12 protein-coding genes are annotated in these 12,664 nt (G+C 70.1%); 1 reads left to right on the top strand and 11 read right to left on the bottom strand.

The features are described from left to right. Position 1 precedes the first annotated feature (1 nt). The 11 genes from rpoZ to pyrR form a co-directional block, all read right to left on the bottom strand. Positions 2-274 carry a DNA-directed RNA polymerase subunit omega gene (rpoZ, locus tag ACFYOB_RS34570; protein WP_004948662.1) on the bottom strand — a complete coding sequence of 91 codons (273 nt, stop codon included), beginning with the start codon at positions 272-274 and terminating at the stop codon, positions 2-4. Between the two features lie 63 nt (positions 275-337). Beyond that, positions 338-901 carry a guanylate kinase gene (gene gmk, locus ACFYOB_RS34575; RefSeq protein ID WP_328924706.1) on the bottom strand — a complete coding sequence of 188 codons (564 nt, stop codon included), beginning with the start codon at positions 899-901 and terminating at the stop codon, positions 338-340. A gap of 61 nt (positions 902-962) precedes the next feature. Beyond that, a complete protein-coding gene (locus ACFYOB_RS34580) occupies positions 963-1,286 on the bottom strand; it encodes an integration host factor (RefSeq protein WP_008740406.1) in 324 nt (107 codons plus the stop codon). Positions 1,287-1,623: 337 nt separating this feature from the next. Next, on the bottom strand, positions 1,624-2,466 hold the full coding sequence (gene pyrF / locus ACFYOB_RS34585; protein ID WP_388567100.1) for an orotidine-5'-phosphate decarboxylase: 843 nt from the start codon (positions 2,464-2,466) through the stop codon (positions 1,624-1,626). A 2-nt stretch (positions 2,467-2,468) separates the two neighbouring features. Then, a complete protein-coding gene (locus ACFYOB_RS34590) occupies positions 2,469-3,578 on the bottom strand; it encodes a quinone-dependent dihydroorotate dehydrogenase (RefSeq protein ID WP_388567066.1) in 1,110 nt (369 codons plus the stop codon). Between the two features lie 79 nt (positions 3,579-3,657). Next, entirely contained in the window at positions 3,658-6,966 is a 3,309-nt protein-coding gene (gene carB, locus ACFYOB_RS34595; protein ID WP_388567069.1) for a carbamoyl-phosphate synthase large subunit, read from the bottom strand. Next, complete coding sequence (gene carA, locus ACFYOB_RS34600; protein ID WP_388567072.1) at positions 6,959-8,101, bottom strand: glutamine-hydrolyzing carbamoyl-phosphate synthase small subunit; 1,143 nt, start codon at positions 8,099-8,101, stop codon at positions 6,959-6,961. Before carA ends, carB begins: the two co-directional genes overlap by 8 nt. After that, positions 8,098-8,679, bottom strand: coding sequence for a hypothetical protein (locus ACFYOB_RS34605; RefSeq protein ID WP_388567074.1), 582 nt, complete (start codon positions 8,677-8,679; stop codon positions 8,098-8,100). The genes carA and ACFYOB_RS34605 overlap by 4 nt, the downstream gene beginning before the upstream one ends. Beyond that, positions 8,676-9,962 (bottom strand): dihydroorotase, encoded by a 1,287-nt coding sequence (locus ACFYOB_RS34610; RefSeq protein WP_388567076.1) that lies wholly within the window; start codon positions 9,960-9,962, stop codon positions 8,676-8,678. Before ACFYOB_RS34610 ends, ACFYOB_RS34605 begins: the two co-directional genes overlap by 4 nt. A 2-nt stretch (positions 9,963-9,964) precedes the next feature. Then, positions 9,965-10,951 carry an aspartate carbamoyltransferase catalytic subunit gene (locus ACFYOB_RS34615; RefSeq protein WP_328924712.1) on the bottom strand — a complete coding sequence of 329 codons (987 nt, stop codon included), beginning with the start codon at positions 10,949-10,951 and terminating at the stop codon, positions 9,965-9,967. A gap of 119 nt (positions 10,952-11,070) precedes the next feature. Beyond that, the gene (pyrR, locus tag ACFYOB_RS34620) at positions 11,071-11,646 is read right to left on the bottom strand and encodes a bifunctional pyr operon transcriptional regulator/uracil phosphoribosyltransferase PyrR (RefSeq protein ID WP_388567079.1); all 576 of its coding nucleotides are present in this window, start codon (positions 11,644-11,646) and stop codon (positions 11,071-11,073) included. 287 nt (positions 11,647-11,933) lie between these two features. Between pyrR and bldD the strand changes: the two genes are divergently transcribed. Then, a complete protein-coding gene (gene bldD / locus ACFYOB_RS34625) occupies positions 11,934-12,434 on the top strand; it encodes a transcriptional regulator BldD (protein WP_007263032.1) in 501 nt (166 codons plus the stop codon). Positions 12,435-12,664: the final 230 nt, after the last annotated feature.

Consider the following 12,664-nt stretch of genomic DNA (forward strand, 5'->3'; position numbering starts at 1 on the left):
CTTACTGAGCCGGGGCCTCGATGGCCTCGGAGGTCAGCAGACCCGCGTTGATCTCGCGCAGCGCGATCGAAAGCGGCTTCTCGTGGACGTGGGTGTCCACCAGCGGGCCGACGTACTCGAGCAGGCCCTCACCGAGCTGCGAGTAGTACGCGTTGATCTGACGCGCGCGCTTGGCCGCGTAGATCACGAGGCTGTACTTCGAGTCAGTCGCCTCGAGCAGCTCGTCGATCGGCGGGTTGATGATGCCCTCGGGCGCAGTGATGGAAGAGGACACGCTCTACCTTCCGAAGAATGGGTGAAAGATCAAGCATTGACCGACATGAACATCGATCAACGATCAGACAACTTCCATCAAGGCTAGCAGCTCACGGGCCACGTCCTCGACGGAGGTGTTGACAAGGGTGGTGTCGAACTCGGACTCGGCAGCCAGTTCGATCTTGGCCGACGCGAGCCGTCGCTCGATGACCTCGGCCGACTCGGTGCCCCGGCCGGTGAGCCGGCGGACCAGCTCGTCCCAGCTCGGCGGGGCCAGGAAGACCAGCTGCGCTTCGGGCATCGACTCGCGGACGAGCCGGGCGCCCTGGAGGTCGATCTCCAGCAGGACCGGTTCGCCGTTCTCCAGGCGTTCCAGTACTGCGCTGCGCGGTGTGCCATAGCGGTTGCCCGCGAACTCGGCCCACTCCAGCAGCTCGCCGTTGGCGATCAGCTTGTCGAACTCGTCGTCGTTGACGAAGAAGTAGTGGACTCCGTGCCGCTCACCGGGCCGCGGCTTGCGGGTGGTGGCCGACACCGAGAGCCATACTTCCGGGTGGACCTTGCGCATATGCGCGACGACCGTGCTCTTGCCGACCCCTGAAGGGCCGGAGAGCACGGTCAGCCGCGGACGAACCTCTGCTGCCATAGAGCGATTATCCAGGTTCCCGGGACTGCATGAGAACGCCGGAAGAACTCCGGGCGACGCGTCAGCCGGCGGGTGTGCCGAACTCACGCTCCAGAGAAGCGATCTGGTTGGAACCGAGACCTCGGACACGCCGGGACTCGGAGATGCCGAGGCGCTCCATGATCTGCTTGGCGCGCACCTTGCCCACGCCAGGCAGGGACTCCAGCAGGGCGGAGACCTTCATCTTGCCGATGACGTCGTTCTCCTGGCCCGTCTTGATGACCTCTTGGAGCGAGGCGCCGGAGTGCTTGAGTCGATTCTTCACCTCGGCCCGCTCCCGGCGAGCCGCGGCGGCCTTTTCGAGCGCGGCTGCGCGCTGTTCAGGGGTAAGGGGCGGAAGAGCCACGCCTACGTCACCTCGGATGTCGAACTGTCGGATACGGACCGGTGGAGAACCCGCAGGCACCCCACCAGGCGAGGTCCCGAACAGCGATGGAACTCGTTCGCTGCACGTTCACTCTGCTCGGAGACTAGCGGCCATGACCGCTCCAGTCAGCGAGAACGGACGAAAAGTCCTGGTCAGCCTCCGCCGAACCGTACATCACGGACAAAATACCCCTGTTTTGTCCGGTGAAAGACGTTCGAATTTCGTCAGGCCGTGCGATCTCGCCGTCCGGCGGCACCCGTGAGAGGTCCGAATCCGTGTGCGGGAGACCCGCACACGGACGGACCGGGCGGCGGGATCAGGCGGAGACGGCCTCGCGGATCTCGTCCGCGAACTGCCGCGCCGAGGCGCGCAGGGCAGCCACGTCCGGACCGTTCCTCAGCACGCCCCGCGACACGTTCGGTACGACGTTGCGCACGGCCTTCCCGAACACCGCCGGCAGGTCCGCGGCCGTCGCACCCTGCGCGCCGATGCCGGGGGCCAGCAGCGGGCCGTTGATGTCCAGGTCGAAGGAGGACAGATCGCCCAGCGTGGCGCCGACCACGGCCCCGAAGGAGCCCATCGGTGCCGCGCCCTCGTTCTCCGCCGCGAGGTGCGCCAGCATCGTCGCGCCGATCGTCCGGCCGTCCTCGCGCAGCGCCCGCTGGACTTCCGCGCCCTCCGGGTTCGAGGTCAGCGCGAGGACGAAGAGACCGGCTCCGGACTCGCGTGCCAGGTCCACCGCCGGGCGCAGGGATCCGTAGCCGAGGTACGGGGAGACGGTGAGCGCGTCCGAGAAGAGCGGCGAGGACGGCGAGAGGAAGGTCTCCGCGTACGCCGCCATCGTCGAGCCGATGTCGCCCCGCTTCGCGTCCATCACCACGAGGGTGCCCGCCGCCCGCGCGTCGGCCACGCTCCGCTCCAGCACCGCGATGCCGCGCGAGCCGAACCGCTCGAAGAAGGCCGCCTGCGGTTTGAAGACCGCCACCTGGTCGGCCAGCGCCTCCACCACGGTGCGCGAGAAGCGCTCCAGGCCCGCGATGTCGTCGTTCAGGCCCCAGGAGGCCAGCAGGGCCGCGTGCGGGTCGATGCCCACGCACAGCGGGCCGCGGGAGTCCATCGCCGCGCGCAGGCGGGTGCCGAACGGGGTCACGGGGGTCACGGTCACTGCGCGGCCTTTCGGTTCTCGGCGCCCACCGCTTCGGCCAGCGTCGCGTACGGGCTGTTGGCCAGGCGCGCGGCCAGGCCCTTGTGGATGGCGCGGGCGTAGAACGGGCCCTCGTAGATGAAGGCGCTGTAGCCCTGGACCAGCGTGGCACCGGCCAGGATCCGCTGCCAGGCGTCCTCGGCGTTCTCGATGCCCCCGACGCCCACGAGGACCAGCCGGTCCCCCACACGGGCGTACAGGCGCCTCAGGACCTCCAGGGAGCGCTCCTTGACCGGCGCTCCCGACAGTCCGCCGGTCTCCTTCACCAGGGACGGTGCGGACTTCAGGCCGAGACCGTCGCGCGCGATGGTCGTGTTGGTCGCGATGATGCCGTCCAGGCCCAGCTCCAGGGCCAGGTCCGCGACGGCGTCGACGTCCTCGTCGGCCAGGTCCGGGGCGATCTTGACCAGCAGCGGGACCCGGCGGTCGGTGACCACCCGGTCGGCGGCCTCCCGTACGGCCGACAGCAGCGGACGCAGCGACTCCGTCGCCTGGAGGTTGCGCAGGCCCGGCGTGTTCGGCGAGGAGACGTTGACGACGAGGTAGTCGGCGTGGCGGGCGAGGCGCTCGGTCGAGGCCACGTAGTCGCCCACCGCCTCCTCCTCGGGCACGACCTTGGTCTTGCCGATGTTGACGCCGACGACCGTCTTGAAGACCGGGTTACGGGCCGCCAGCCGCTCGGCGACGGCCGCCGAGCCCTCGTTGTTGAAGCCCATGCGGTTGATCAGCGCGCGGTCCGGCACCAGCCGGAACAGCCGCTTCTTCGGGTTGCCGGGCTGCGCCTGGGCCGTGACCGTGCCGATCTCGACGTGGTCGAAGCCGAGCATCGACATGCCGTCGATGGCGACGGCGTTCTTGTCGAAGCCGGCCGCGAGGCCGAAGGGGCCGTGCATGCGCAGGCCGAGCGCCTCGGTGCGCAGGGAGGCGTGGCGCGGGGCGAGCCAGGCGGCGAGGAAGGTGCGCAGCACGGGGGTGCGGGCGGCGAGGCGGATCCAGCGGAAGGCCATGTAGTGGGCCTGTTCCGGGTCCATCCGCTTGAAGACCAGGTTGAAGAAGAGCTTGTACATCGGGGGAGGATCCTCCGTCCGGTCATGGGAAGGGGGACACCCGTTGTGAAACCGGTGTCCCCCTGCCTCGTACGGGCTGCTAGTCGCGGGCCGCGGTCAGGTGCTCCGCGTGCTCCTGGAGGGAGCGGACGCCCACGTCGCCGTGGCCGAGCGCCTCGATGCCCTGGACGGCCGCGGCGAGCGCCTGGACCGTGGTCAGGCACGGGACGCTGCGCGCCACGGCCGCCGTGCGGATCTCGTAGCCGTCGAGGCGGCCGCCGGTGCCGTACGGAGTGTTGACGATCAGGTCGACCTGGCCGTCGTGGATCAGCTGGACGATGGTCTTCTCGCCGTTCGGGCCCTCGCCCTCGCTGAGCTTGCGCACCACGGTGGCGTTGATGCCGTTGCGGCGCAGCACCTCGGCGGTGCCGGAGGTGGCGAGGAGTTCGAAGCCGTGGGCGACGAGCTCGCGTGCCGGGAAGATCATCGAGCGCTTGTCGCGGTTGGCGACGGAGATGAAGGCGCGGCCCTTGGTGGGCAGCGGGCCGTAGGCGCCGGCCTGGGACTTGGCGTAGGCGGTGCCGAAGACGGCGTCGATGCCCATGACCTCGCCGGTGGAGCGCATCTCCGGGCCGAGGACGGTGTCCACGCCGCGGCCGTGGATGTCGCGGAAGCGCGACCACGGCATGACGGCCTCCTTGACGGAGATCGGCGCGTCGATCGGCAGGGTGCCGCCGTCACCGGTCTTCGGGAGCAGGCCTTCGGCGCGGAGCTCGGCGATGGTGGTGCCGAGCGAGATGCGGGCGGCGGCCTTGGCCAGCGGGACCGCGGTCGCCTTCGAGGTGAAGGGGACGGTCCGGGAGGCGCGCGGGTTGGCCTCCAGGACGTAGAGGATGTCACCCGCCATCGCGAACTGGATGTTGATCAGGCCGCGGACGCCGACGCCCTTGGCGATGGCCTCGGTGGAGGCGCGCAGGCGCTTGATGTCGAAGCCGCCGAGGGTGATCGGGGGCAGGGCGCAGGCCGAGTCGCCGGAGTGGATGCCGGCTTCCTCGATGTGCTCCATGACGCCGCCGAGGTAGAGCTCGGTGCCGTCGTAGAGGGCGTCGACGTCGATCTCGATCGCGTCGTCGAGGAACCGGTCGACCAGCACGGGGCGGGTCGGGGAGATCTCGGTGGACTCGGCGATGTACGCCTCCAGCCGGGCCTCGTCGTAGACGATCTCCATGCCGCGGCCGCCGAGCACGTAGGACGGGCGGACGAGGACCGGGTAGCCGATCTCGTCGGCGATGGCCTTCGCACCCGTGAAGGTGGTGGCGGTGCCGTGCTTGGGGGCGGGCAGGCCCGCGTCGGCGAGGACCTGGCCGAAGGCGCCGCGGTCCTCGGCGGCGTGGATGGCCTCGGGCGAGGTGCCGACGACGGGTACGCCGTTGTCCTTGAGCGCCTGGGCGAGACCGAGGGGGGTCTGGCCGCCGAGCTGGACGATGACGCCCGCGATGGGGCCGGCCAGCGACTCGGCGTGGACGATCTCCAGCACGTCTTCGAGCGTCAGCGGCTCGAAGTACAGGCGGTCGGAGGTGTCGTAGTCGGTGGAGACGGTCTCCGGGTTGCAGTTGACCATCACGGTCTCGTAGCCGGCGTCGCTGAGGGCGAAGGAGGCGTGGACGCAGGAGTAGTCGAACTCGATGCCCTGGCCGATGCGGTTCGGGCCGGAGCCCAGGATGATGACCGCGGGCTTCTCGCGCGGGGCGACCTCGCTCTCCTCGTCGTACGAGGAGTAGAAGTACGGGGTCTTCGCGGCGAACTCGGCGGCGCAGGTGTCGACCGTCTTGTAGACCGGGCGGACGCCCAGCGCGTGCCGGACCTCGCGGACGACGTCCTCGCGCAGGCCGCGGATCTCGGCGATCTGGGCGTCGGAGAAGCCGTGGCGCTTGGCCTCCGCGAGCAGCTCGGGGTGGAGCTTGTCGGCGGCGGCCAGGTCGTCCGCGATCTCCTTGATGAGGAAGAGCTGGTCGACGAACCAGGGGTCGATCTTCGTGGACTCGAAGACCTCTTCCTGGGTGGCGCCGGCGCGGATGGCCTGCATGACGGTGTTGATGCGGCCGTCGGTCGGGCGGACCGCGGTGGCCAGCAGCTCGGCCTTGTCGCCGGGCTCGCCGACGAAGGTGAACTGCGAGCCCTTCTTCTCCAGGGAGCGCAGCGCCTTCTGCAGGGCCTCGGTGAAGTTGCGGCCGATGGCCATGGCCTCGCCCACCGACTTCATGGTGGTGGTGAGGGTGGCGTCGGCCAGCGGGAACTTCTCGAAGGCGAAGCGCGGGGCCTTGACGACGACGTAGTCGAGGGTCGGCTCGAAGGAGGCCGGGGTCTTCTCGGTGATGTCGTTGGGGACCTCGTCGAGCGTGTAGCCGATGGCCAGCTTGGCGGCGATCTTGGCGATCGGGAAGCCGGTGGCCTTCGACGCGAGCGCCGAGGAGCGCGAGACGCGCGGGTTCATCTCGATGACGATGACGCGGCCGTCGACCGGGTCGATCGCGAACTGGATGTTGCAGCCGCCGGTGTCGACGCCGACCTCGCGGATGATCGCGATGCCGATGTCGCGCAGCCGCTGGTACTCGCGGTCGGTCAGCGTCATCGCCGGGGCGACGGTGATCGAGTCACCGGTGTGGACGCCCATCGGGTCGAAGTTCTCGATGGAGCAGACGACGACGACGTTGTCCTTGGTGTCGCGCATCAGCTCCAGCTCGTACTCCTTCCAGCCGAGGATGGACTCCTCCAGGAGCACCTCGGTGGTCGGGGAGAGCGTCAGGCCCTGGCCGGCGATGCGGCGCAGCTCCTCCTCGTCGTGGGCGAAACCGGAGCCGGCGCCGCCCATGGTGAAGGAGGGGCGCACGACGACGGGATAGCCGCCGAGGGTCTCGACGCCGGCGATGACGTCGTCCATCGAGTGGCAGATGACCGAGCGGGCGGACTCGCCGTACCCGATCTTGGCCTTGACGGCCTCGACGACGCCCTTGAAGAGGTCGCGGTCCTCGCCCTTGTTGATGGCCTCGACGTTGGCGCCGATGAGCTCGACGCCGTACTTCTCCAGCACACCCTGCTCGTGCATGGAGATCGCGGTGTTCAGCGCGGTCTGGCCGCCGAGGGTCGGGAGCAGCGCGTCGGGGCGCTCCTTCGCGATGATCTTCTCGACGAATTCGGGGGTGATCGGCTCGACGTACGTGGCGTCGGCGATCTCCGGGTCGGTCATGATCGTCGCGGGGTTGGAGTTCACCAGGATGACCCGCAGGCCCTCGGCCTTGAGGACGCGGCAGGCCTGGGTGCCGGAGTAGTCGAACTCGGCGGCCTGGCCGATGACGATCGGGCCGGAGCCGATGACCAGGACGGACTGGATATCGGTGCGCTTAGGCACGCTCGGCCTCCATCAGGGATACGAAGCGGTCGAAGAGGTACGCGGCGTCGTGCGGGCCCGCGGCCGCCTCGGGGTGGTACTGGACGGAGAAGGCCGGCTGGTCGAGCAGCTGGAGGCCTTCGACGACCTGGTCGTTCAGGCAGACGTGGGAGACCTCGGCGCGGCCGTAGGGGGTCTCTGAGACCTTGTCGAGGGGCGCGTCGACGGCGAAGCCGTGGTTGTGCGCGGTGACCTCGACCTTGCCGGTGGTGCGGTCCTGGACCGGCTGGTTGATGCCGCGGTGGCCGTACTTCAGCTTGTAGGTGCCGAAGCCGAGCGCGCGGCCGAGGATCTGGTTGCCGAAGCAGATGCCGAAGAGCGGGGTCTTGCGCTCCAGGACGGCCTGCATGACGGCGACGGGGCCGTCGGCGGTGGCCGGGTCGCCCGGGCCGTTCGAGAAGAAGACGCCGTCCGGCTGCACCGCGTAGACGTCCTCGGCGGTGGCGGTGGCGGGCAGCACGTGCACCTCGATGCCGCGCTCGGCCATCCGGTGCGGGGTCATGCCCTTGATGCCGAGGTCCACGGCGGCCACGGTGAACTTCTTCTCACCGATCGCGGGGACGACGTACGTCTCCTTGGTGGCGACCTCTGCGGACAGGTTGGCACCGGTCATCTCGGGCGCCTGGCGCACCTTGGCGAGCAGCATGCCGTCGTCGGCGATCGCGTTGCCGGAGAAGATGCCGACGCGCATGGCGCCGCGCTCGCGCAGGTGGCGGGTCAGGGCGCGGGTGTCGACGCCGCAGATCCCGACGACGCCCTGCGCGACCAGCTCCTCGTCCAGCGAGCGCTGGGAGCGCCAGTTGGACGGGACGCGGGCGGGGTCGCGTACGACGTACCCGGACACCCAGATGCGGGAGGACTCGGGGTCCTCGTCGTTGACGCCGGTGTTGCCCACGTGCGGGGCGGTCATCACGACGACCTGGCGGTGGTACGACGGGTCGGTGAGGGTCTCCTGGTAGCCGGTCATGCCGGTGGAGAACACGGCCTCACCGAAGGTCTCCCCGTGGGCGCCGTAGGCGCGGCCGCGGAAGATCCGACCGTCCTCCAGGACGAGTACGGCGGGAGTTTTGGCTGCTCCCCTGGTGGAGGTCGTCATCGTTCGGCGCCTTCCGTCGTGATGGATTGGTTCATGAGATTGACGGCTTCGACCCATGCGGCGTGTTCGGCCGCGCGGTCGGAGCGGAATCCGGAGTCGATCAGCTTGTCGCCGTGCGCCCATGTGACGACGAGCAGACCGCCCTCGGTGAGTACCTTGCCCGCGATTCCCTTGTCGAGGCGGGCGCCGCGCAGCTGCGCGGCCGGTACGAAGAAATCGGTGGCACCCGGACGGACCACGTCGAGGCCCGCGTCGGTGAGCGTGAGCTCGACCCGGCTGCGGACGCCCAGACCGTGGGCGACGATCCGGTCGAGCCACTGCCCGGCGGTGGTGGACCCGTGGTACCGGCCGGTCAGGGCCAGCCGGTGCTCGGGGAGACCGTCGGGGGCGGCGGGCAGCTCCGGCAGATCGTTCTGCAGGGCGCCGCGCCATTTCCAGCCCTGCCGCATCAGCCAGTACACGAACGCGACGAAGACGACCAGGCCGACGACCCACGCCATGCGTGCGCCGAAGCTGGTCACCTCCGCCGACTGACGTTCGGCGGCCTCGGCGGCCAGTTGGATTACTGCAGGTGTCACGCCAGCGTCCCGTCCACGACCGTTGCCCGGCCCCGCAGGAAGGTGTGAGTGACGCGACCCGGCAGCTCACGGCCCTCGTAAGGCGTGTTGCGGCTGCGGGAGGCGAAGTGTGCGGGGTCCACGACACCACGGTACGAGGTATCGACCAAGGTCAGGTTCGCGGGTTCACCTGCCGAGACGGGGCGGCCGTGGTTCTCCAGGCTGCCGATCCGCGCGGGGGCGAAGGACATCCGCTCCGCGACGCCCGCCCAGTCGAGCAGTCCGGTCTCCACCATCGTCTGCTGGACGACGGAGAGCGCGGTCTCCAGGCCCACCATGCCCATGGCGGCGGCGGCCCACTCGCAGTCCTTGTCCTCGTGCGGGTGCGGGGCGTGGTCGGTGGCGACGATGTCGATCGTGCCGTCGGCGAGCGCCTCGCGCAGGGCCATGACGTCCCGCTCGGTGCGCAGCGGCGGGTTCACCTTGTAGACCGCGTTGTACGAGCGGACGAGCTCCTCGGTGAGGAGCAGGTGGTGCGGGGTGACCTCGGCGGTGACGTCGATGCCGCGGGCCTTGGCCCAGCGGACGATCTCGACGGAGCCGGCGGTGGAGAGGTGGCAGATGTGGACGCGGGAGCCGACGTGCTCGGCGAGGAGGACGTCGCGGGCGATGATCGATTCCTCGGCGACGGCCGGCCAGCCGCCCAGACCGAGCTCGGCGGAGACGACGCCCTCGTTCATCTGGGCGCCCTCGGTGAGGCGGGGCTCCTGGGCGTGCTGGGCGACGACGCCGCCGAAGGCCTTCACGTACTCCAGGGCGCGGCGCATGATCACGGCGTCGTCGACGCACTTGCCGTCGTCGGAGAAGACGGTGACGCGGGCGGCGGAGTCGTGCATGGCGCCCAGCTCGGAGAGCTGCTTGCCCTCCAGGCCGACGGTGACGGCGCCGATGGGCTGCACGTCGCAGTAGCCGGACTCCTTGCCCAGGCGCCAGACCTGCTCGACGACGCCGGCGGTGTCGGCGACCGGGAAGGTGTTCGCCATGGCGAAGACGGCGGTGTAGCCGCCGGAGGCGGCGGCGCGGGTGCCGGTGAGGACGGTCTCGGAGTCCTCGCGGCCGGGCTCGCGCAGGTGGGTGTGCAGGTCGACGAGGCCGGGCAGGAGGACCTGGCCCTCGGCCTCGATCACCTGGGCGTCTGCGGCTTCGAGACCGGTACCCACCTCGGCGATGGTCTCGCCGTCGATCAGGACGTCCTGCGCCTCGCCGCCGAGTACCTTCGCGCCACGGATAAGGATCTTGCTCATGGTTACTTGTTCTCCTCGGTACGGGCGGCGGTGGTGGTGACGGCGGGCTCGGATCCGCCCAGCAGCAGGTACAGCACGGCCATCCGGGTGGACACGCCGTTGGCGACCTGCTCGACGGCCGTGCAGCGGTCGGAGTCGGCGACCTCGGCGGTGATCTCCATGCCGCGGTTCATCGGACCGGGGTGCATCACGATGGCGTGCTCGGGCATCTTCGCCATGCGGTCGCCGTCGAGTCCGTACCGGCGGGAGTACTCGCGCTCGGTCGGGAAGAAGGCTGCGTTCATGCGTTCGCGCTGCACACGCAGCATCATCACCGCATCGGACTTCGGCAGCACCTCGTCGAGGTTGTACGAGACCTCGCACGGCCAGCTCTCGACGCCGATCGGGACCAGCGTGGGCGGGGCCACCACGGTGACCTCGGCGCCGAGGGTGTGGAGCAACTGGACGTTGGAGCGGGCGACGCGGCTGTGCAGGACGTCGCCGACGATCGTGATCCGGCGGCCGTTCAGGTCCTTGCCGAGACCGGCGTCGCGGCCGACCAGGCGGCGGCGCATGGTGAAGGCGTCCAGCAGGGCCTGGGTGGGGTGCTCGTGGGTGCCGTCTCCGGCGTTGACCACGGCGGAGTCGATCCAGCCGGAGGTCGCGAGCCGGTAGGGGGCGCCGGAGGCGTGGTGGCGGATGACGACCGCGTCGGCGCCCATGGCCTCCAGGGTCAGCGCGGTGTCCTTCAGGGATTCGCCCTTGGAAACCGAGGAGCCCTTGGCGGAGAAGTTGATGACGTCGGCGGAGAGCCGCTTGGCGGCCGCCTCGAAGGAGATCCGGGTGCGGGTCGAGTCCTCGAAGAAGAGGTTGACGACGGTGAGGCCGCGCAGGGTGGGCAGCTTCTTTATCGGCCGGTCCGCGACGCGGGCCATCTCCTCGGCGGTGTCGAGGATCAGGACGGCGTCGTCGCGCGTGAGATCGGCGGCCGAGATGAGGTGGCGCTTCATCTGGATGGCTCCGTAGGTCGGAAGGGGAGGCAGGCAGGCGTACTGACTGACAGGGGTGCGGGGCGGGGCAGGGCAGGCTGCGGCGCGGGCCCCCCTGGGGGCCCGGTCAGTCGTACGGACTACTGCCCGGCTGCCTGGGCGGTCCGCTGGCCGAGCAGCACGGCGTCACGGCCGTCCTCCTCCTGGAGCTGGACCTTGACGGTCTCCCGCAGCGACGTGGGGAGGTTCTTGCCGACGTAGTCGGCGCGGATCGGCAGCTCGCGGTGGCCGCGGTCGACGAGGACGGCGAGCTGTACGGCGCGGGGGCGGCCGAGGTCGCCGAGCGCGTCGAGGGCGGCGCGGATGGTGCGGCCGGAGAAGAGCACGTCGTCGACGAGGACGACGAGACGGCCGTCGATGTCGTCGCCGGGGATCTCGGTACGGCCGATCGCGCGGGCCGGCTTCATGCGCAGGTCGTCGCGGTACATGGTGATGTCGAGGGAGCCGACCGGGATCTTCGTGCCGGTGATCTCTTCGAGCTTGGCGGCCAGCCGGCGGGCGAGGTAGACACCGCGGGTGGGGATGCCGAGGAGCACCACGTCGTCGGCGCCCTTGGCGCGTTCGACGATCTCGTGGGCGATGCGGGTGAGGACCCGTGCGATGTCCTGCGCTTCGAGCACGGGGCGCGTGGAATCGCTGATCTGCTGGGTGTCCATGAAAAGGACCTCCTTCTCCGCCTCACGGGACGGACCTTAAAGGACGTCTGATGTTCGCCTCCCACGGTACCAGGAGACGGGCGGTGACCCGTCACCAGGCTGGTGCGCGGGGGCTCTCACGGGGCTGCTGGGGCGGCCCTTGAGGTGGCGGTGAAGACCATTCGGCTTGACGCATCCAAGTAACGCTGCGTAACCTCACAGTGAGTTACCAGCCGCGGCGGAGCCGCACGTGGTCCATGTCGTCACGGCGTCCATGTCGTCACAGCGTCACAGCGTCCGGGAGCGTTATGTCCAGCGAATACGCCAAACAGCTCGGGGCCAAGCTCCGCGCCATCCGCACCCAGCAGGGCCTCTCCCTCCACGGTGTCGAGGAGAAGTCCCAGGGCCGGTGGAAGGCCGTAGTGGTCGGTTCGTACGAGCGCGGGGACCGCGCCGTGACCGTCCAGCGCCTCGCCGAGCTGGCGGACTTCTACGGGGTTCCGGTGCAGGAACTGCTGCCGGGGACGACTCCCGGCGGAGCCGCCGAGCCGCCGCCGAAGCTGCGCCTCGACCTGGAGCGCCTGGCGGGCGTGCCCGCCGAGAAGGCCGGCCCGCTCCAGCGCTACGCGGCGACGATCCAGAGCCAGCGTGGCGACTACAACGGCAAGGTGCTGTCGATCCGCCAGGACGACCTGCGCACTCTGGCCGTCATCTACGACCAGTCCCCTTCGGTCCTGACCGAGCAGCTGATCAGCTGGGGCGTGCTGGACGCGGATGCCCGTCGCGCCGTGGCGCACGAGGACATCTAGTCCCCGGTCCCTGGACCAGCAGAAACGTTACCGGTGGGTGCCGGGAGACCCGAGTGGTCTCCCGGCACCCGCCGTTTTTGCGCCCGGCCGCAGCGGCCGGACACAACCGGACACAAGCAGACACGAGCGGAGGGGGGGGGGGGGGGGGGGGGCCGGGGGCCCCCCCCCCCCCCCGGGCCCCCCCCCCGCCCGGGGGGCCCGGGGGGGGGGGGGGGGCCGGGCGGGGGGGC

Origin of the sequence: Streptomyces sp. NPDC006463 (genome assembly GCF_042870715.1) — a bacterium.
Lineage (GTDB): Bacteria > Actinomycetota > Actinomycetes > Streptomycetales > Streptomycetaceae > Streptomyces.